At 70.6% G+C, this 19,351-nt stretch carries 16 protein-coding genes; 6 read left to right on the top strand and 10 right to left on the bottom strand.

Going from position 1 to position 19,351, the window contains the following annotated elements:
• Positions 1-170 precede the first annotated feature (170 nt).
• On the bottom strand, positions 171-1,187 hold the full coding sequence (locus ACZ4VI_RS15045) for an iron ABC transporter substrate-binding protein (protein WP_467999639.1): 1,017 nt from the start codon (positions 1,185-1,187) through the stop codon (positions 171-173).
• A gap of 173 nt (positions 1,188-1,360) precedes the next feature.
• On the opposite strand from ACZ4VI_RS15045, the gene ACZ4VI_RS15040 reads away from it, so the two are divergent.
• The 3 genes from ACZ4VI_RS15040 to ACZ4VI_RS15030 all read left to right on the top strand — a co-directional run bounded on the left by ACZ4VI_RS15040 (position 1,361) and on the right by ACZ4VI_RS15030 (position 5,312).
• Positions 1,361-3,901, top strand: a complete 2,541-nt coding sequence (locus ACZ4VI_RS15040; protein ID WP_467999638.1) for an AMP-binding protein — start codon at positions 1,361-1,363, stop codon at positions 3,899-3,901.
• A 217-nt stretch (positions 3,902-4,118) separates the two neighbouring features.
• Positions 4,119-4,718 carry an iron transporter gene (locus ACZ4VI_RS15035; RefSeq protein ID WP_467999637.1) on the top strand — a complete coding sequence of 200 codons (600 nt, stop codon included), beginning with the start codon at positions 4,119-4,121 and terminating at the stop codon, positions 4,716-4,718.
• Between the two features lie 3 nt (positions 4,719-4,721).
• Positions 4,722-5,312, top strand: coding sequence for a hypothetical protein (locus ACZ4VI_RS15030; protein ID WP_467999636.1), 591 nt, complete (start codon positions 4,722-4,724; stop codon positions 5,310-5,312).
• Here the strand turns inward: ACZ4VI_RS15030 and ACZ4VI_RS15025 are convergent.
• The 3 genes from ACZ4VI_RS15025 to ACZ4VI_RS15015 form a co-directional block, all read right to left on the bottom strand.
• Entirely contained in the window at positions 5,296-6,672 is a 1,377-nt protein-coding gene (locus ACZ4VI_RS15025; protein ID WP_467999635.1) for a hypothetical protein, read from the bottom strand. The two genes, ACZ4VI_RS15030 and ACZ4VI_RS15025, sit on opposite strands and share 17 nt — an antisense overlap.
• 78 nt (positions 6,673-6,750) lie before the next feature.
• A complete protein-coding gene (locus ACZ4VI_RS15020; RefSeq protein ID WP_467999634.1) occupies positions 6,751-8,097 on the bottom strand; it encodes a sensor histidine kinase in 1,347 nt (448 codons plus the stop codon).
• 3 nt (positions 8,098-8,100) lie between these two features.
• A complete protein-coding gene (locus ACZ4VI_RS15015; protein WP_467999633.1) occupies positions 8,101-8,778 on the bottom strand; it encodes a response regulator transcription factor in 678 nt (225 codons plus the stop codon).
• A 137-nt stretch (positions 8,779-8,915) separates the two neighbouring features.
• On the opposite strand from ACZ4VI_RS15015, the gene ACZ4VI_RS15010 reads away from it, so the two are divergent.
• Positions 8,916-9,332 (top strand): VOC family protein, encoded by a 417-nt coding sequence (locus ACZ4VI_RS15010; RefSeq protein WP_467999632.1) that lies wholly within the window; start codon positions 8,916-8,918, stop codon positions 9,330-9,332.
• A 31-nt stretch (positions 9,333-9,363) separates the two neighbouring features.
• On the opposite strand, the gene ACZ4VI_RS15005 is transcribed toward ACZ4VI_RS15010, so the two are convergent.
• From ACZ4VI_RS15005 to ACZ4VI_RS14980, 6 genes are all read right to left on the bottom strand, one after another.
• Positions 9,364-10,392 carry a LacI family DNA-binding transcriptional regulator gene (locus ACZ4VI_RS15005; RefSeq protein ID WP_467999631.1) on the bottom strand — a complete coding sequence of 343 codons (1,029 nt, stop codon included), beginning with the start codon at positions 10,390-10,392 and terminating at the stop codon, positions 9,364-9,366.
• 85 nt (positions 10,393-10,477) lie between these two features.
• Entirely contained in the window at positions 10,478-10,798 is a 321-nt protein-coding gene (locus ACZ4VI_RS15000; RefSeq protein ID WP_467999630.1) for an L-rhamnose mutarotase, read from the bottom strand.
• Between the two features lie 80 nt (positions 10,799-10,878).
• Positions 10,879-11,964 carry a rhamnose ABC transporter substrate-binding protein gene (rhaS, locus tag ACZ4VI_RS14995; protein WP_467999629.1) on the bottom strand — a complete coding sequence of 362 codons (1,086 nt, stop codon included), beginning with the start codon at positions 11,962-11,964 and terminating at the stop codon, positions 10,879-10,881.
• Positions 11,965-11,986: 22 nt separating this feature from the next.
• Positions 11,987-13,018 (bottom strand): ABC transporter permease, encoded by a 1,032-nt coding sequence (locus ACZ4VI_RS14990; protein ID WP_467999628.1) that lies wholly within the window; start codon positions 13,016-13,018, stop codon positions 11,987-11,989.
• Positions 13,011-14,066: an ABC transporter permease gene (locus ACZ4VI_RS14985; RefSeq protein ID WP_467999627.1), complete on the bottom strand. Its 1,056-nt coding sequence runs from the start codon at positions 14,064-14,066 to the stop codon at positions 13,011-13,013. Before ACZ4VI_RS14985 ends, ACZ4VI_RS14990 begins: the two co-directional genes overlap by 8 nt.
• Entirely contained in the window at positions 14,063-15,592 is a 1,530-nt protein-coding gene (locus tag ACZ4VI_RS14980) for a sugar ABC transporter ATP-binding protein (protein WP_467999626.1), read from the bottom strand. Before ACZ4VI_RS14980 ends, ACZ4VI_RS14985 begins: the two co-directional genes overlap by 4 nt.
• 418 nt (positions 15,593-16,010) lie before the next feature.
• On the opposite strand from ACZ4VI_RS14980, the gene rhaI reads away from it, so the two are divergent.
• Both rhaI and ACZ4VI_RS14970 read left to right on the top strand, forming a co-directional pair.
• The gene (rhaI, locus tag ACZ4VI_RS14975; protein WP_467999625.1) at positions 16,011-17,177 is read left to right on the top strand and encodes an L-rhamnose isomerase; all 1,167 of its coding nucleotides are present in this window, start codon (positions 16,011-16,013) and stop codon (positions 17,175-17,177) included.
• 59 nt (positions 17,178-17,236) lie between these two features.
• Positions 17,237-19,282, top strand: coding sequence for a bifunctional aldolase/short-chain dehydrogenase (locus ACZ4VI_RS14970; protein WP_467999624.1), 2,046 nt, complete (start codon positions 17,237-17,239; stop codon positions 19,280-19,282).
• Positions 19,283-19,351: the final 69 nt, after the last annotated feature.

The raw sequence follows: 19,351 nt of genomic DNA, 5'->3' as shown, positions 1-19,351 counted from the left end.
GAGCGGCAAGATACCGGAGCGACAGGCCGAAGGGGGCGTCCGGGAACAAGGCGGGCACGCTCAGCCCCCAGAACTCCCGGAACCCGACGCGCCGCCGCCCGGCGGGTGCGGGGGCACCCGCCGGGCGGCGGTCGCGACGGGCCGGGGCGGAAGGCTCCGGTGACGTCACGTCAGACCAGTCCGGCTTCCTGGAGCATGGCCAGGGTCTCCTTCAGGGACTCCAGCTTGCCGAGGTCGATCTTCGGCGGCTGGAGGGTCTCGAGGGCGGGCACACCCTCAGCGGTCTTCACACCGGCGGCCAGCGGGTACTCCTTGGTCTCCTCGGCGAAGTAGGTCTGGGACTCGGCCGAGAGGAGGAAGTCGACGGCCTTCTGCGCGTACGCGGCCTGCTTGTCGTCGGCGCCCTTGAGGATGCCGACGCCGGCGACGTTGACGAGGCCGCCCGGGTCGCCCTTGGGCAGGTAGTGGATCTTGGCCTTGACCTGGTCGGCGCCCTTCTCGGCCACCTGCTCGTACCAGTAGTAGTGGTTGAGCAGGCCGAGGGCGACCTCGCCCTGGTCGACGGCCTCGAGGACCTTGAGGTTGTTCTCGTACGCCTTGGGTTCGTTGGCCTTGAGGCCCTTGAGCCAGGTGCGGGTGGCGTCGTCGCCCTCCAGGACGCGCATGCCGGTGACGAAGGCCTGGAAGGAGGCGTTGGTCGGCACGAAGCCGATCTTGCCCTTCCACTCGGGCTTCACGAGCTCGTGGACGCTGTCCGGCGGCGTGGGCACCTGGCGGGGGTCGTACCCGAGGACGCGGACGCGGCCGCTGACGCCGGTCCAGTCGCCGGCCGAACTGCGATAGGCCGGCTCGACCTTGTCGAGGGTGGCCTGGGGGAGCGGGGTGAGGCGCTGCTCCTTGGAGAGCGCGCCGAGAGCGCCGGCGTCCTGGGAGAGGAAGAGACCGGCCTCGGTCTTGTCGCCCTCCTCGAGGAGCTGCGCGGAGAGCTCGGCGCTGTCGCCGTAGCGGACGTCGACGTTGGTGCCGAGGTGCTTCTCGAGCTTCTCGATGAGCGGCTTCACGAGGTTCTCGTTGCGGCCGGAGTAGATGACGAGCCCGGCGGGCTCGTCACTGCCGCAGCCCGCCAGCGGAAGGAGCAGGGCGGCCGCGGCGAACGCGGTGAGGGTGCGGGCCAAGGGGCGGCGCATAGAGGTGGAGCCTTCCTGCCGTGATCTACCGGGAGAACCTGTGAATAGGGCATTGATAAGGTAAAGCTAACCTAAGGGTCAAGTCAGGCTTTGATAACGACCCGGCGTCGAATGGGCATCCGGGACCCCCTCCCCCTCTATTCGATAAGGAAAGCCTTACCTACGATGCGCCCGTGACGCTCCTCCCTGCCCCGCCCGTCGGCGGCCACGCCCTGCCGCTCGCCCGCGATCTCGCGCTGCACGGCGACCGCTCCGCTCTCCTGACGGCCGACGGCGAGATCTCGTACCGCGAACTGGCCGGACGGGTCGAGGAGACGGCACGGCGCCTCGGCCCGGTGCGCCGGCTGATTCTGCTCCCCGGCGCCAACACCGTCGACGCGCTCGTCGTCCATCTGGCCGCGCTCTCGGCCGGCCATCCGGTGCTGCTCGTGCCCGGCGACCACCCCGAGGCGGTGGAGTCCCTGACCGCCGCCTACGACCCCGACGTCGTGGTCCGCCCCGGCCCCGGCGAGTGGCGTCTGGAGGAGCGCAGGGCCGTCTCCGCCCACACCCTCCACCCCGACCTCGCGCTACTGCTCTCCACCTCCGGCTCCACCGGCTCCCCCAAGCTCGTCCGGCTCTCGTACGACAACCTCCAGGCGAACGCGGAGTCGATCGCGACGTACCTCGGGATCCGCGACACCGACCGGGCGGCGACGACGCTGCCCATGCACTACTGCTACGGCCTGTCCGTGATCCACAGCCACCTGTTGCGCGGCGCCGGGCTCGTCCTCACCGGCCTGTCGGTGGCCGACGCGTGCTTCTGGGACCTCTTCCGCGCGGCCTGCGGCACGGCCCTCGCCGGCGTCCCGTACACCTTCGACCTGCTCGACCGGGTCGGCTTCGACACGATGGACCTGCCGCATCTGCGGTACGTCACCCAGGCCGGCGGCCGCCTCGCGCCCGAACGGGTCGCACGCTACGCCGAACTGGGTACGCGGCGCGGCTGGGACCTCTTCGTCATGTACGGCCAGACGGAGGCGACCGCCCGGATGGCCTACCTGCCGCCCTCGCTGACCCGGGCTCACCCCGCGGCGATCGGCGTGCCGGTCCCCGGCGGCTCGTTCTCCCTGGAGCCGGTCGAGGAGGCGCCCGAGGCCGACGGCGTCGGTGAACTCGTCTACACGGGCCCGAACGTCATGCTCGGCTACGCCCACACCCCCGAGGACCTCGCCCTCGGCCGCACGATCGACGCGCTGCGCACCGGCGACCTCGCCCGGCGCACCGAGGAGGGCCTGTACGAGATCGTCGGCCGGCGCAGCCGCTTCGTGAAGATCCTCGGGCTGCGCATCGACCCCCAGCAGGTCGAGGCCATGCTCGAACGGCACGGCCTCGACGCCCTCTGCGCGGGCGACGACGAGGGACTCACCCTCGCCGTCGTGCGCAGGCCCGGCTGGGACGAACGGCGCATCCGAAGACGCGTGGTGGACGAGTGCGGCCTCCCCGCCCGCGCGATCCACGTCCACGTCGTCGACGAACTCCCCCGCCTGCCCACGGGCAAGCCCGACCACCAGGCGGTCCGCGCGCTGAACCGCCCGGCCGACCCACTGCCGTGCGTCGACGGCGACGGTGCGGACGCGGACGACCTGTGCGCGCTCTACGCACGGATCCTGGACCGGCCGGACGTGACGCCGGACAGCTCCTTCGTCTCGCTCGGCGGCGACTCCCTGTCGTACGTCGAGATGTCGCTCCAGCTCGAACAGCGCCTCGGTCAGCTGCCCGCGAGCTGGCACACCACGCCGATCCGCGAACTCCGCGCGCCCGCCAGGAAGTCCCCCTCACGCCTCCGGGCCCTGGAGACCAGCGTCGCCCTGCGCGCGGTGGCGATCGTGTGCATCGTCGGCTCGCACGTACGGCTCTTCGAGATCCGGGGCGGTGCGCATCTGCTGCTCGCGGTGGCCGGTTTCAACTTCGCCCGCTTCCTCCTCACCTCGGCCGAGCGCCGCGAACGCGTCCGTCGTACGGGGCGGAGCATCGCGCGCATCGCGCTGCCGTGCATGGCCTGGACCGCGCTCGCGATCCTGATCGGCGCCGACTACGACCTGACCAACCTCCTCCTGCTGCACAACGCCCTCTTCCCGCAGGACATGGGACCCGGGCTCCACCTGTGGTTCGTGGAGGCACTCGTCTACATCCTGCTGGCCGTCCTCGCGCTGCTGGCCCTGCCCACGGTCGACCGGGCGGAACGACGCTTCCCGTACGGTCTCCCGCTCGCGCTCGTCGGGCTCGGCCTGCTCACCCGCTACGAACTGGTCGGCCTTCCCGATCGCGCCCACATCACCGACGCGGTCACCGTCTTCTGGCTGTTCGCCCTCGGCTGGGCCGCCGCGAGGGCCCGCACGACGCCCCGCCGACTGCTCGTCACGCTCGCCGCGCTCACCACGGTCCCCGGCTTCTTCCCGGACGAACCCGGGCGCGAGGCGTTCGTCCTCATCGGCTTCGTCCTGCTCGTGTGGTTCCCCACGCTGCCGAGCCACCACCGCGTGAACCAGGTGGCGGGACTCCTCGCCGCCTGTTCGCTCTCCATCTACCTGACGCACTGGCAGATCTACCCGATCCTGGACAACGTCTCGGAGCCCCTGTCGCTCGTCACGGCCGTCCTCTTCGGCATCGGTTACGCCAAGTTGACGGACCGCCTGACCCGGAAGCTGTCGGCGCAGCACCGGGCGACCTGACCCGAACCGAGCCCGATGCCGCATGGCTGAATATCGCCTGTGAAGATCAGCGAGAGACGCGACCACGGCCGAATTATTCAACCTTCTTCCCTATCGGAAACCCCCACGTCAGCCCCTCCAGAACGTAGTCGTGCCCGCATGGCGAGACAGCTTGACGCGGACACACAGGAACCACTTAGGTATGGCTTACCTAACCTCGAACGGGAAGAAATCAGCCATGCCAAGACCTGCCCTGCGCCCCCTGCTCCTCGCCCTCCCCGTCGGGCTCCTCCTGACCGCCTGCGGCGGCACCGGAGGGGACGCCTCCGGCAAGGCGCCCGCTCAGAAGGGCGTGCCCGCCGGTGTGGTGGAGCAGTACACGGTGCTCGAGAAGGAGATCGCCGAGCGCGGCGGACACACGACGGCCGGCGAGTACCGCGTCGGGTACATCGTCGAGGCGGCCGAACCCTGGTTCCAGAGCGAGCACGGCGCGCACGGCAAGCTCGTCAACCGCGAACCCGCCAAGGGCGAGACGCACCACATCGAGATCATCCCGATGGAGGCCGCGACCGGCCGGATCGTCCCCGACGTGCCGGTCAGGCTGGAGGTCGTCGACGGCTCCGGCAAGGTCGTCCAGGCCCAGGACCTGAACTTCTACCACTCCACGTTCTTCCACTACGCCAACAACTTCTCGATCCCCAAGGCCGGCACGTACACGCTGCGTGCCACGCTGCAGCCCCCGACGTTCCTGCGCCACGGTGAGAGCGACGAGAAGCCGCCGCTGAGCGCGCCCGTCACCGTGACCTTCTCCGACGTGGCTCTCAAGACCGAGGGCTGATCCATGGAACTCGTCACCGACGGGGCTTCCACCGCTTCGGTCCCGGCCCTGCGGCCGGGACCGAAGCGGGCGGTACGCCCCACCCCTGTGTGGCTGCTCGCCGTGCTGGGCGTGGTGAGCTCCACGTTCATCTCCGGTGCGTGCTGGATGTCCGGCCATGTGCACGCCGACGCCACGGTGCAGACCGCCGCCCGCTTCTTCCACGTGGCGGCGCTGATCGTGGGCCTCGGAGCCGTCCTCGCCGTCGACTGGTTCGCCATCCTGTGGCTCCTCGGCCGCCGTCGGCTGTCCGACATCCTCGGCACCGCCTGCACCCTGCAGGTCCCCATCTGGCTCGGCCTCGCCGGCCTCGTCGTCACCGGCCTCTTCCTCCGCCCGAACCTCCAGTCGCCCGCCACCCTGGTCAAGCTCGGTCTCGTGCTCGCCGTCACCGTGAACGGCCTGTACGCACACTGGCTCGGCCAGCGCCTGGAGCGGCACGAGGACGGGCAGGTGCCACGGCGCCTCCTCGTCCAGTCGGGGGTGGCCGCGACGGTCAGCCAGACCGGCTGGTGGGGGGCGACCGTCATCGGCTTCCTCAACAGCCAGTCCTGACATCCGCCGCCGCCCGAAGCGCCGCGAGCAGCTCCGGCGCCGTCCGTGCGGCGAACCGGGTGTCCTGGCGGTCGGCAGTGGCGCGCAGCGTCCGCAGGACGGTGTCGACGCGCTCGGCGTCCGCCGCGGCCGTGCCCGAACGGGCGCGAGACCAGGTGAGTTCGAGGGCGGTCACGTCACCCGCGACCGCGCCCTCGTCGGCGGCCCGTGCGTCGGCGGCCAACTGGCGGGCCCACAGGCCCATCCTGGCCGACTCGACCGCCGCCACCGGCTCGTAGCGCAGGTGCAGGTCGAGCTCGTTCTGGGCGACCCGCAGGAGCGCCCCGCGCGTCAGCTCGGCGTCGCGGGCCTTCACGGCTCCGGCGAGTGCGTCGAGGTCGCGGTCCATCTGACGGGTCAGCAGCTCGGGTACGCGGTCGGAGGTGCGGTACGCGTCCCAGGCCGCGCCGATGTTCCGCACCGACCGCTCGGACGCCGACACCGCGCCCGTGCAGACCGCGTCCGAGAGCGCGGTGAGCCGCTTCGGCACCGGGCCCGGCGTGGCGTCAGTGGGGACGGCCAGGGACACCGCTTCCAGGTCACCGCCCGGGCTGCCCGTCGAGAACTCCCCGTACCCCGGGGCGAAGACCTTCTCTTCACGGGTGCCGTCCATGTGGAGTTCGCTCACCGTCATGGCGCCGTCGACCGGCCCGTAGGGGCCGGCCACCGTGTGCGGCACGGCCTTGACCGTGACCTCCTCGAAGACGACCCCGGGCAGGTTCTCGGGGCGGTACACGTCGCCGGGCCTCGGATGCGCGGGCATGATCATCGCGGCCGGGGCGCCGTCCCGGCCCGCCATCCAGGTGCCCTCGGTGTCGGCGACGACGCCGTCCTCGTAGTTGAAGACGTCCTCGCCGAGGTACCAGACCGAACCGTCGTCGGCCTGCGCGAACCAGTCGAGCGCGACCTCCTTGATCCGGCCGTCCGAGAACGCCGCGTACTGCAGCGTCCGCACTGCCACCTGCCGGCCGTCGCTCAGGGTGATCGTCCTGCCGTCGTCGGGCAGGAGTGAGAACTCGGTCCGGAACGGCTTGCCGTCCACCTGGCCGCCGTAGATCACCTGCTGGACCTCGGAGCTGGGATGGAGGGGGTTGGTGATGCGTGTGGGGTGGGTGAAGACGGGCCTGGCCGTGTCGACCCGGTCCTTCTCGGGTGCGAGCGGAAGGCAGCGGTCCGTGTTCCTGCCCGTGGCCGGGTCCACGATCCGTACGCAGTCGTCGGCGGTGGTACTGCCGGTGGCGCCGGGCGACGCCCCCGCCGTGCACGCGCCGAGGCCCGCCACCAGCGTCACGGTCAGCGCGGCCGCCAGGTTCCTCTTCATGACCGTCTCCTTCGGGCTCGTACCCCTCACGCTGGCACCCCGGCCCTGAAGAGACCCTGAACCACCCTGAACTCCCGTTCAGGGAAGCCGTACCTCGAACCGCGCCCCGCCGAGCCCGGGACTGGTGGTCACCACCGCCGTACCCCCGTGCGCCGCCACCAGCTCGGCCACGATCGCGAGGCCGAGGCCGCTCCCGCCCGCCTCCTCGCCGGTCCGGGCGCGCGCCTCCTCGAGCCGTACGAAGCGCTCGAAGACCCGCTCGCGGTCGGCCTCCGGCACCCCCGGCCCGTCGTCCTCCACCCCGAGCACGATCGCGCCGTCGGCCGTGCGCGCGAGGTCGAACGCGATGCGGGAGCGGGCGTGCCGGGCCGCGTTCTCGCCGAGATTGCGCAGCACCCGCCGCAGGGCCTGGGCGTCGGCCTCCAGCCGTACGGGAGTCACCGCGGCCGTGCCGATCCGCAGCCCGGGCGCCTCCGTGCGCAGCCGCCGGGCCTCGTCGAGGACCAGATCGTCCAGGTCCACGGGCGCGGGGTGCGGGTGCAGCGCGTCCTCGTCGGCCCGTGCGAGGAGAAGCAGGTCGTCGACGAGCCGCTGCATCCTCAGATCCTCGGCGAGCACGGTGCCCGCCAGCTTCTCCAGCGGCGCGCGGTCCGGGTGGGCGAGCGCGAGTTCGGCGTACTGGCGGATGGTGGCCACAGGGGAGCGCAGCTCGTGCGAGGCGTCGGAGACGAAGCGCCGCTGGGCGGACTGCGCGCGTTCGAGGCGGTCGAGCATCCGGTTCATGGTGGCGGCGAGGCGGGCGATCTCGTCGCGGGAGTCCGGCTGCGGTACGCGGCGGTGCAGGGCGGTCGAGGAGATCGCGTCGACCTCGGAGCGGATCGCCGCGACCGGAGCGAGCGCGCGGCCCACGGCCACCCAGGTCGCCCCCGCGGTCAGCAGCAGAAGCAGCGGCAGGCCGGCCGCGAGGAGCACGGTGACGATCCGGCTCGCCTCCGCGACGGCGACGAGCGCCCGCCCGACCACCACCGTCTGCTCCGCGCCCCCGGGGGCCGCCGCCACGGCCGTCACCACCAGGAACTCGTCCTCGTCCAGCGGGGTGAGGAGACGCGACTCGCCGTCCCGGCCGGCGGGGGCGAGCGCGGGCAGGTCCTCGATGTTGGGGCTGGCGGCGACCACCCTGCCCGCGCCGTCCAGGACCTGCACGAACTGCTCGTCCGGATCGGCCACGGTCAGCGCCGGCACCCCGCGCCCCGCCTCGACCACGGCCGCCACCTGCTCGGCGCGCGCCCGTGCCGCCTGCCGTACGTCGTCGGTCAGTTCGGCCCGCAGGAGGGCGACCAGGGCCACCGCCCCGGCGACCAGACCGACCGCGACGACGAGGACGGCCGCCAGCGTCGACCGGAACCGGACACCCTTGGCCGCCATCGGTCACCCGCCGTCGCCGGCCAGCCGGTAGCCGAAGCCCCGTACGGTCTCGATCGACGCCCGCCCGAAGGGCCGGTCGAGTTTGTTGCGCAGATGGCCGACGTACACCTCGACGATGTTCGGGTCGCCTTCGAAGGCGTCGTCCCAGACATGCGCCAGGATGTCGCGTTTGGAGACCGTCTCGCCGCGCCGTCGCAGCAGGAACTCGAGCAGGGCCAGCTCGCGGGCGGTGAGCTCGACCCGTACCCCGCCGCGTACGACCTCCTTGGTCGCCGGGTCGAGGCGCAGATCCCCCGCGGTGAGCGCGGCGGGCCGCTCGCGCGGCTCGCGGCGCAGCAGCGCACGGAGCCGGGCGAGGAGCACGGCGTACGAGAAGGGCTTGGTGAGGTAGTCGTCCGCGCCGGTGTCCAGGCCCTCGACCTCGTCCCACTCGCCCTCCTTGGCGGTGAGCATGAGGATCGGCGTCCAGTTGCCCTCGGCGCGCAGCGCCGCGCAGACCCGGTAGCCGTTGAGCCCGGGCAGCATGATGTCGAGCACGATGGCGTCGTACGGGTTCTCCCGGGCCCGCCACAGGCCGTCGGTCCCGTCGTACGCCACGTCGACGGCGAAGCCCTCCGCCTCCAGGCCGTTGCGCAGCCCTTCGCAGAAGCGCCGCTCGTCGTCGACGACCAGAACCCGCATACCTCGATTGTGGTCCCGGCCGGCTGAAAACGGGCTGAATGCCCCGGGCCACCCTCGGCCGGGGCGTCGCGGCGATCGTCGGCTGCGCATCACCTAATCTGCCAAAGCTGGACACATCACCACGAAAGGACGAGGTCGTGCCCTCTCTGCTCAACCCCTACATCAGCTTCGACGGCGATGCCCGGCAGGCCATGGAGTTCTACCGGGAGGTCTTCGGCGGCGATCTGAGCGTGGACACGTACGGCGACTTCGGTGCGAAGGAGGCCGGAGACGCCGCAGACAAGATCATGCACAGCATGCTCAAGACCACCGCCGGGTTCACCCTCATGGGCGCCGACACCCCGCCGGGTGAGGAGCACAAGCCCGGGAACAACATCGCGGTGAGCGTGAGCGGCGAGGACGCCGACGAACTGCGCGGCTACTGGGACAAGCTCTCCGGCAGCGGCACGGTCCTGGTCCCTCTGGAGAAGCAGATGTGGGGCGACGTGTTCGGCATGTGCAGGGACCGGTTCGGCATCACCTGGCTCGTCAACATCAACCAGCAGCAGGGCTGAACGGCCGGGGGACGGGTTCGCGCACCCCCGCCTACTTCGGCGCGAGACTCGACTGACGCACCACCAGCTCCGGCTGGAGGATGACGTGCTCGTGTTCGTGATCGCGCGCGTGCTCGTCGGTCTCCCGGAGGAGCATGTCGGCAGCGATCGACCCGATGGTGACGGCGGGCTGGCGCACCGAGGTGAGCGGGACGGTGGCCGCCGCCGCGAACTCGATGTCGTCGTAGCCGACGATCGCCATGTCCTCGGGGACCCGGACGCCCGCCGCGTACATGGACTGGAGCACACCGAGGGCCAACAGGTCATTGGCGCAGAACACGGCGGTGGGCCGCTCGGCCAGGCCGAGGAGTCTGGCACCCGCGTCACGTCCGGCGGCGACGTCGAGACGTCCGGCAGGGATCTCCCGGAGCGCCTCGGCGGGCAGGCCGGCCTCGGCGAGGGCGAGCAGGGCGCCCTCGCGCCGGTCCCGTACCTGCTGGAGGTGGGACGGGCCGCTGACGAAGGCGACCGACCGATGCCCGGCCGTGGTCAGGTGACGGATCGCCATGGAGGCGCCGGCGACGTCGTCGACGGAGACCGAGCAGCCGTCCACGTCGGTGGCCACCCGGTCCACGAGCACGAACGGGATGCCGTGACGGCGGAACTCTCGCAGATTGGCGCCACTGGGGTCGGCGGGGGTGATCAGCACACCGCGCACGCGCTGTTCGGCGAAGAGGGAGAGATACTCGGCCTCCTCCCCCGCGTTCTGGGCGCTGTTGCACACCATGACGCCGAGGCCGGCGTCCCGGGCGGTGCGCTCGGCCCCACGTGCGATGTCGACGAAGAACGGGTTGCCCATATCCAGGACGAGCAGCGCCATGATGCGGCTCCGGCCCGCACGGAGCTGCCTGGCGGAATCGCTGCGGACGTAGCCCAGGCGTGCGATCACGCGTTGCACATGGTGCCTGGTTCCCGGCGACACACGCTTCGGCTGGTTGATCACGTTCGAGACCGTGCCCACAGAGACGCCGGCCTCGCGTGCAACGTCCTTGATGCCGACTGTCCGTGCGGTGCCCGTCATCCGTCCCACCTGATCTGTCCCGCTGCCTGCTCGTCCGAGCGAGGTCCCGGCTGGGCCCGCCATCCTACGTAGTCGTTCTTCGGCGTCATGCGAGGTGGAAGACCTCCGTGAGCGGCCGCATCGCCGCGTCCGGCGCCCGCCCGTCCAGCTCTTCGAAGAACTCGGCCATCTCCGCCTGCCAGCGTGCGTTCACCTCCGTGGCGTCCATGGCGGCACGAGCCCTGTCGAAGTCCTGGGTCTCCAGATATCCGACGAGCAGACCGTCCTCCCGGAGGAACAGAGAGTAGTTGTGCCAGCCTGTCGCCGAGAGCGCGGACAGCATCTCCTCCCAGACGTGCTCATGACGGATTCGGTACTCCTCGACCTTCTCGGCCCGGACCTTCAGAAGGAAGCAGACGCGCTCCACGATGTCTCCTCGCAGGTGGAAGGGGGGTACGGGAGAGGGGCCGCACCTCGCGATGCGCGGCCCCGACGTCCCCTGACGGATCAGAAGTCGAACTGGTCGATGTTGGACTTGTCGAAGACGGTCGGCTTGCCGAGGGAGACCACGCCGTTGTCGCCGATCGTGAAGGTGCCCAGGTCGCCGGCCGTGAACGTCTCGCCCTTCGCGCCGGTGATCTGGCCGGACTCCAGGGCGACGGCCGTGTGGGCGGCGAGCGCGCCGAGCCTGGCCGGGTCCCAGAGTTCGAAGCCGTCGACCGTGCCGTCCTTGACGTAGGCGCGCATGTCGTTGGGGGTGCCGAGGCCCGTCAGCTTGACCTTGCCCTTGTACTTGGAGCCGGACAGGTACTGGGCGGCCGCCTTGATGCCGACCGTGGTGGGCGAGATGATCCCCTTCAGGTTCGGGTACTCCTGCAGCAGGCCCTGGGTCTGCTGGAACGACTTCTGGGCGTCGTCGTCTCCGTAGACGGTCTTGACCAGCTTGATGTCCTTGTACTCGGGCTTCTCCAGCTCCTTCTTCATGAAGTCGATCCAGGTGTTCTGGTTGGTGGCCGTCTGGGCCGCCGAGAGGATCGCGATCTCCCCCTTGCCACCGATCTGCTTCGCGAGCAGCTGGGCCTGGGTGCGGCCGAGGTCCTCGGCGCTCGCCTGGGAGACGAAGACCTGGCGGCAGTCGGCCTGGGTGTCGGAGTCGTAGGTGACGACGCTGACGCCGTTCTTCATGGCCTGCTTGAGGGCCGTGCACAGAGCACCCGGGTCCTGCGCGGAGACGGCGATGCCGTCGACCTGCTGCTGGGTAAGGGTGTTGACGTAGGAGACCTGGCCGGCGGTGTCGGTGCCGCTGCTGGTGCCGACCTCCTTGTACGTGGAGCCGAGCTGCTCCAGGGCCTTCTTGCCGCCGTTGTCGGAGGTGGTGAAGTACGGGTTGTTGACCTGCTTGGGCAGGAAGGCGACGGTGAGGCCCTTCTTGGTGGCCGCGTCGGGGTCGGCCTTGCCGGTGGCGGCCGGGCCGGCCTGCTTGCTCTCGGAGCCCTTCGTCGTACCCGAGCAGGCGGTGGCGCCGACGGCGAGGGCGGCGGTGACGGCCAGCGCGGCGGTCAGGCGGCGGGTTCTGGCGGAGGTGCCGTGCATGGTGGTGCCCTTCTCTGTGGAACTACGCGGTGGGGGATGGCGATACGGGGGATGCGGCCGCGGTTCTCCTACGGGCCCGGGCCTGGGCGACCTGCCGACCGACGCGGGGTGCGAGGACGGAGATGACCAGGAGGACCCCGGTGACGACGATCTGCGACTGGGCGGAGACGTTCACGAGGCTCATGACGTTCTGGAGGGTGCCAAGGAGGAACACGCCCGCGATGGCGCCGCCCAAGGTGCCCTTGCCGCCGTCGAAGTCGATGCCGCCGAGCAACACCGCGGCGATGACGGAGAGTTCGAGGCCGGTGGCGTTGTCGTAGCGGGCGCTGGCGTAGTGCAGGGTCCAGAAGACGCCGGTGAGCGCGGAGATGAGGCCGGTGGTCACGAACATGGACAGCTTGAGCCGCTTGACACGGATGCCGGCGAACCGGGCTGCCTCCTCGCTCGCGCCGGTCGCGAACAGGGAGCGTCCGACGGGGGTGGCGTGCAGGACCACGACGGCGATGGCGAGCAGGACGGTGAAGGGGATGGCGGCGTACGGGATGAAGGTGTCGCCGATCCGGCCGGCGCCGAAGTCGAGGTACTGGGTGGGGAAGTCGGTGACGGAGTCGGAGCCGAGCACGATCTGCGCGATGCCGCGGTAGGCGGCCATGGTGCCGATGGTGACGGCGAGGGACGGCAGGCCGAGCCGGGTGACGAGCAGTCCGTTGATCAGGCCGCAGACGGCGCCGAGCAGGAGGCAGAGCGGGATGATCGCCTCGATGCTCATGCCGGCGTTCCACAGCGCGCCCATCACGGCTCCCGAGAGTCCTGCCGTGGAGCCGACGGACAGGTCGACCTCACCGGAGACCACGAGCATCGTCATGGGCAGGGCGATCAGGGCGATCGGCAGGGTGTTGCCGATGAGGAACGACAGGTTCAGCGCGTTGCCGAAGTTGTCGACGAAGGAGAAGGAACAGATCAGCAGCGTCAGCAGGAGGGCGCCGACCGCGCTGTCCCAGCGCACCGCGCCCTGAAGGCGGGTAAGGGCGGGGGCCTTTGTGGTGTCAGGCATGGCGGGCACTCCTCATCTGTACGGCCTTCTTGCGCAGGGCTGCGGCCACCCGCAGGGCCAGGATCCGGTCGACGGCGATGGCGAACAGCAGCAGGAAGCCGTTGATCGCGGTGACCCAGACCGAGCTCACCCCGAGGGCCGGGAGGACGCTGTTGATGGAGGTCAGCAGCAGGGCGCCCAGCGCGGCGCCGTAGACGGTGCCGGAGCCGCCGGTGAAGGCGACACCGCCGACGACGACGGCGCTGACGACGGTGAGCTCGAAGCCGTTGCCGGTGGCGGAGTCGACGTTGCCGAAGCGCGCGAGGTAGAGGGCGCCGGCGAGACCGGCGAGTGCGCCGCAGAGCACGTACGCGGTCATGATCCGCGCCCGGACCGGGACGCCCGCCAGGCGTGCCGCCTCGGGGCTGGAGCCGAGCGCGTACAGGTCGCGGCCGCTGTGGTAGCTGCGCAGGTAGGAGGCGACGGCGGCCAGGACGACTACGGCCAGCAGGGCGAGGTAGGGCACGACCCAGATTCCGTCGTGGCCGAAGTCGACGAAGCTCTGTGGGAGCGCGTCGGCGGTGATCTGCCGGGAGCCGACCCAGATCGAATCGATGCCGCGGACGATGTACAGAGTGCCCAGGGTCACGACGAGGGCGGGCACCTTGCCGAGGCTGACGAGCGCTCCGTTGAGGACTCCGAAGACGGCGCCGAGCGCGGTGGCGAGCAGGACGGCGACGAGCGGGTTGCCGCCGTCCTGAAGGTAGATGCCCGCGGCGAAGGCCGAGATGCCGAGCACGGAGCCGACCGACAGGTCGACGTTCCGGGTGATGACCACGACGGCCTGGCCGACGGCGACCAGGACCAGGATGGTCGCGTTGAGCATCAGGTCCTTGATGCCCTGCTCGGACAGGAACTCGGCGTTGGACACCTGAGTCGCGCCGAGCATGAGGACGAGGACGGCGGCCACGGCCAGTTCGCGGGCCTTGAACACCTTGTCGACGAGTCGCCGCGAGGCGGCGGGCGCGGGTGCGGTCTGGTGCCGCACGGGGCCGGCGGTCATCGTCATGCCGCTTCCCTTCCTCGGTCGGCACGGCCGGTCGCCGCCGCCATCACGGTCTCCTCGGTCGCCTCGGACCGCGGTATCTCGGCGGCCAGCCGTCCCTCGTGCATGACCAGGACCCGGTCGGCCATGCCGAGGATCTCCGGCAGGTCGGAGGAGATCATCAGCACCGCCACGCCTTCGGCGGCGAGCGAGGACAGCAGGCGGTGCACCTCGGCCTTGGTGCCGACGTCGATACCCCGGGTCGGTTCGTCCACGATCAGTACCTGCGGGGCGGTGGCCAGCCATTTGGCGAGCACGACCTTCTGCTGGTTGCCGCCGGAGAGCGTGCCGACGACGTCGGCCAGGCGGGCGTACTTGACCTGGAGCTTCACCGCCCAGTCCACGGCCCGGTCGCGTTCGGCCCGGCGGTTCATCAGCCCGGCGCGCGTGGTGTCGGCGAAGCCGGTCAGGCCGATGTTCCGCTCGATGGACATGTCCATCACCAGGCCCTGGGCGCGCCGGTCCTCGGGGACGAGGGCGAGTCCGGCCGCCATGGCCAGGCTCGGCGCGCCCGCTTTGAGCCGCGTGCCGAGCACCTCGACCTCGCCGCCGTCGAAGCGGTCCACACCGAACACGGCTCGGGCCACCTCGCTGCGGCCCGCGCCGACCAGACCGGCGAGTCCGACGATCTCGCCACGTCGGACCTCGAAGGAGACGTCGGTGAAGACGCCTTCCCTGGTGAGCCGGCGCAGGCTCAGGGCCACCTCGCCGATCTCGGTCTGCTGCTTGGGGTACAGCTCGTCCAGGTCGCGGCCCACCATGCGGCGCACGAGGTCGTCCTCCCCGAGGCCGTCGAGGGGCTCGCTCGCGATCCAGGTGCCGTCGCGCAGGGTGGTGACGCGCTGGCAGAGCTCGAAGATCTCCTCCAGGCGGTGCGAGATGAACAGCACCGCCGCTCCCTGCTCCCGCAGCGTCTTGACGACTTTGAACAGGCGGGCGACCTCGCTGCCGGTGAGCGCCGCCGTCGGCTCGTCCATGATCAGGACACGGGCGTCGAACGACAGAGCCTTGGCGATCTCGACCAGCTGCTGGTCGGCTATGGACAGGCCGCGGGCGGGCTGGTCGGGGTCGAGGTCGACACCGAGACGCGTGAAGAGCTCGGCAGCGGCGCGGCGGACCGCGCGATGGTCCACCCGGCCGAGCGAGCGGCGCGGCTGCCGTCCCACGAAGATGTTCTCCGCCACCGACAGGTCGGGGAAGAGGGTCGGCTCCTGGTAGATCACGGCGACGCCCGCATCACGGGAGTCGGCCGGGCTGTGGAAGTCGACCGGCTCGCCGTCCAGCAGGACGGTGCCCGTGTCGGGGCGGTGCACGCCGGCGAGCGTCTTGATCAGGGTCGACTTTCCCGCGCCGTTCTCACCCGCGAGGGCGTGGGCCTCGCCGGCGTACAGCCGCAGCGAGACGCCGCGCAGGGCCCGGACGGCGCCGAAGGACTTGCTCACCCCCTCCAGCGCGAGCACCGGAGTGGTCTCCGGTTCAGAGTGCGTCATATGCGTGTCTCCATGGGTGTGCCAGGGGTCTGCCGGTGTGGTGTCTCGGCGGGGCGCGGCAGGCGGTGCCGCGGGAATCATCGAATGTGAAATGTTTCATTCGGGTTGCCCGGAAGTTAGCCCGGCCCGACCCGCCGGTCAAGAGGTCTCTTTCGCGACACCGCCGCGCCCCGCGGCCGGCGTGCCCCACTCATCCCCTGCGAGCTGCGGGAGGAACGACTCATCCGGGATCCCGGACCACGCGAACGACACGATTCGGCAACGCGGCCGGAGCACCCCCCTGGATCAGCCCAGCACCTTGACGGCCACCACGTCGCGGGTTAGCTTCCCTCACGAAATGAATCGATTCACTCATCGGCTCGACACTCGTTGGCCCCACTTCGAGGGCTCCCGTTCTTCCAGTCATCCAGAGGTGACCATGCCTGACATCGCCGCCGTGAAGGCCGCACTCGCCGCCCAGCGGATCGAGACGCCGTCCTGGGGGTACGGAAACTCCGGGACCCGGTTCAAGGTGTTCGCGCAGGACGGTGTGCCACGGACGCCGTACGAGAAGCTGGACGACGCGGCCCAGGTGCATGCGTTCAGCGGCGTCGCCCCCAAGGTGTCGCTGCACATCCCGTGGGACCGGGTCGAGGACTACGCGGCGCTTGCGGCGTACGCCGAGGAGCGCGGCCTGGAGCTGGGCGCGATCAACTCCAACACCTTCCAGGACGACGAGTACAGGCTGGGCAGTGTCTGTCACCCGGACGCCAAGGTCCGCCGCAAGGCCGTGGACCATCTGCTGGAGTGCGTCGACATCATGGACACGACCGGCTCCTCGGACCTCAAGCTGTGGTTCGCGGACGGCACGAACTACCCCGGGCAGGACGACATCGTCGCCCGCCAGGACCGGCTGGCCGAGGCACTGGCCGAGGTGTATGAGCGACTCGGAGACGACCAGCGCCTGCTCCTCGAGTACAAGTTCTTCGAGCCGGCCTTCTACACGACGGATGTGCCGGACTGGGGTACCTCCTACGCGCACTGCCTCAAACTGGGCCCGAAGGCCCAGGTCGTCGTGGACACCGGCCACCACGCGCCGGGCACCAACATCGAGTTCATCGTCGCGTTCCTCCTGCGGGAGGGAAAGCTGGGCGGCTTCGACTTCAACTCGCGCTTCTACGCGGACGACGACCTGATGGTCGGCTCCGCGGACCCGTTCCAGCTGTTCCGGATCATGCACGAGGTCGCCAAGAACGGCGGCCTGCGTACCGAGACGAACGTCGCCTTCATGCTCGACCAGTGCCACAACATCGAGGCGAAGATCCCGGCGGTGATCCGCTCGGTGATGAACGTCCAGGAGGCCACTGCCAAGGCCCTCCTCGTCGACCTCGACGCGCTGCGCGACGCCCAGCGGGCCGGTGACGTCCTGGCCGCGAACGCGGTGCTGATGGACGCCTACAACACCGACGTACGTCCCCTGCTGCGCGAACTCCGCGAGGAACAGGGACTCCACCCCGACCCGGTCGCCGCCTACCGCGCCTCCGGCCGGCAGGAGCGGATCGTCGCCGAGCGCGTCGGCGGCGAGCAGGCCGGCTGGGGCGCGTAAGCCCCGCTCTCGTAGCTCCCGAACCCCCGCACGCCACCTCGTTCCGAAGGAAGAAGCTCATGGCCTCCGCCAACCATCCCGAAGTCGCCGCTCTCCTCGAGCGCGCGCACCGACTGGGCTCCGACCCCCGCAACACCAACTACGCCGGCGGCAACGCCTCGGCCAAGGGCTCCGTCACCGACCCGGTGACCGGTGGCGACGTCGAACTGATGTGGGTCAAGGGTTCCGGCGGCGACCTCGGCACTCTGACCGAGGACGGTCTCGCGGTGCTGCGCCTGGACCGGCTGCGGGCGCTCACGGACGTCTACCCGGGGGTGGAGCGCGAGGACGAGATGGCCGCCGCGTTCGACTACTGCCTGCACGGCAAGGGCGGCGCCACGCCCTCCATCGACACCGCCATGCACGGCCTGGTGGACGCCGCACACGTCGACCACCTGCACCCCGACTCCGGTATCGCCCTGGCCTGCGCGGCGGACGGCGAGGCCCTGACCAAGGAGTGCTACGGCGGGAAGGTGGCATGGGTTCCCTGGCGCCGCCCCGGCTTCCAGCTCGGCCTGGACATCGCGGCGATCAAGGAGGCCAACCCGCAGGCGGTCGGCGTCGTCCTCGGCGGCCACGGCATCACCGCCTGGGGTGCCACGGCCGAGGAGTGCGAGAGGAACGCCCTGTGGATGATCCGTACGGCAGAGGAGTTCCTCGTCGTACGGGGCAGGAAGCAGCCGTTCGGCGCGCCGCTGGAGGGGTACGAAGCCCTGGACGAGGAGCAGCGTCGTGCGAGGGCGGCCGCCCTGGCGCCCGTGATCCGCTCGCTGGCCTCGCAGGACCGGCCGCAGGTGGGCCACTTCACGGACTCCGACGTAGTGCTCGACTTCCTCGCCCACGATCAGCACCCGCGCCTGGCGGCCCTCGGCACCTCCTGCCCGGATCACTTCCTGCGCACGAAGGTCCGTCCGCTGGTCCTCGATCTGCCCGGGTCCGCGCCCCTGGACGAGGCGGCTTCCCGGCTGAAGGAGCTGCATGCCGAGTACCGCGAGGAGTACGCCTCGTACTACGCGCGGCACGCCACCGCCGACTCGCCCGCGATGCGCGGCGCCGACCCGGCGATCGTTCTCGTCCCCGGCGTCGGCATGTTCTCCTTCGGCAAGGACAAGCAGACCGCACGCGTGGCGGGCGAGTTCTACGTCAACGCGATCAACGTGATGCACGGGGCCGAGGCGGTCTCCACGTACTCCCCCATCGAGGAGTCGGAGAAGTTCCGCATCGAGTACTGGGAACTGGAGGAGGCCAAGCTGCGGCGGATGCCGAAGCCGAAGCCGCTCGCCACCCGGGTCGCCCTGGTGACGGGTGCCGGCAGCGGCATCGGCAGGGCCATCGCGCACCGGCTCGTCGCCGAGGGTGCCTGTGTGGTGGTCGCCGACCTCAACGGCGAGAACGCGGCAGCGGTGGCCGAGGAGCTGGGCGGCCCCGACAAGGCGGTGGCGGTCACCGTGGACGTGACGTCGGAGGCGCAGATCGTCGCGGCCTTCCGGAAGGCCGTGCTCGCCTTCGGTGGCGTGGACCTGATCGTGAACAACGCGGGTATCTCGGTCTCCAAGCCACTCCTGGAGACCACGGCACGCGACTGGGACCTCCAGCACGACATCATGGCCCGCGGTTCCTTCCTGGTATCCCGCGAGGCTGCCCGGATCATGACCGATCAAGGCCTCGGCGGCGACATCGTCTACATCGTGTCCAAGAACGCCGTCTTCGCCGGTCCGAACAACATCGCCTACTCCGCGACCAAGGCCGACCAGGCCCACCAGGTCCGCCTCCTCGCCGCCGAACTGGGCGAGCACGGCATCCGCGTCAACGGCGTCAATCCCGACGGGGTGGTCCGCGGCTCCGGCATCTTCGCCGCGGGCTGGGGCGCCCAGCGGGCGGCGACCTACGGCATCGAGGAGGAGAAGCTCGGCGAGTTCTACGCCCAGCGGACCCTGCTCAAGCGGGAGGTCCTTCCCGAGCACGTGGCGAACGCGGTCTTCGCCCTCACCGGAGGCGACCTCACCCACACCACCGGCCTGCACATCCCCGTCGACGCCGGTGTCGCGGCGGCGTTCCTCCGCTGACGGGCCCCGATCGCCCTGGGGCCGGTGAACTGACGCGCCGGCCCCAGATGGACCCTCCTCCGACTCTCC

The organism is Streptomyces sp. NPDC029169, assembly GCF_055563935.1.
Note: the sequence above shows the minus strand (reverse complement) of the source record. Positions and strands in the feature narration are given on the sequence as shown.

Bases quoted from the DNA above. Each gene is read 5' to 3' on its own strand.
- ACZ4VI_RS15045 (WP_467999639.1), bottom strand. From the start codon at position 1,187: ATGCGCCGCCCCTTGGCCCGCACCCTCACCGCGTTCGCCGCGGCCGCC.
- ACZ4VI_RS15035 (WP_467999637.1), top strand. From the start codon at position 4,119: ATGCCAAGACCTGCCCTGCGCCCCCTGCTCCTCGCCCTCCCCGTCGGG.
- ACZ4VI_RS15030 (WP_467999636.1), top strand. From the start codon at position 4,722: ATGGAACTCGTCACCGACGGGGCTTCCACCGCTTCGGTCCCGGCCCTG.
- ACZ4VI_RS15025 (WP_467999635.1), bottom strand. From the start codon at position 6,672: ATGAAGAGGAACCTGGCGGCCGCGCTGACCGTGACGCTGGTGGCGGGC.
- ACZ4VI_RS15020 (WP_467999634.1), bottom strand. From the start codon at position 8,097: ATGGCGGCCAAGGGTGTCCGGTTCCGGTCGACGCTGGCGGCCGTCCTC.
- ACZ4VI_RS15015 (WP_467999633.1), bottom strand. From the start codon at position 8,778: ATGCGGGTTCTGGTCGTCGACGACGAGCGGCGCTTCTGCGAAGGGCTG.
- ACZ4VI_RS15005 (WP_467999631.1), bottom strand. From the start codon at position 10,392: ATGACGGGCACCGCACGGACAGTCGGCATCAAGGACGTTGCACGCGAG.
- rhaS (WP_467999629.1), bottom strand. From the start codon at position 11,964: ATGCACGGCACCTCCGCCAGAACCCGCCGCCTGACCGCCGCGCTGGCC.
- ACZ4VI_RS14990 (WP_467999628.1), bottom strand. From the start codon at position 13,018: ATGCCTGACACCACAAAGGCCCCCGCCCTTACCCGCCTTCAGGGCGCG.
- ACZ4VI_RS14985 (WP_467999627.1), bottom strand. From the start codon at position 14,066: ATGACGATGACCGCCGGCCCCGTGCGGCACCAGACCGCACCCGCGCCC.
- ACZ4VI_RS14980 (WP_467999626.1), bottom strand. From the start codon at position 15,592: ATGACGCACTCTGAACCGGAGACCACTCCGGTGCTCGCGCTGGAGGGG.
- rhaI (WP_467999625.1), top strand. From the start codon at position 16,011: ATGCCTGACATCGCCGCCGTGAAGGCCGCACTCGCCGCCCAGCGGATC.
- ACZ4VI_RS14970 (WP_467999624.1), top strand. From the start codon at position 17,237: ATGGCCTCCGCCAACCATCCCGAAGTCGCCGCTCTCCTCGAGCGCGCG.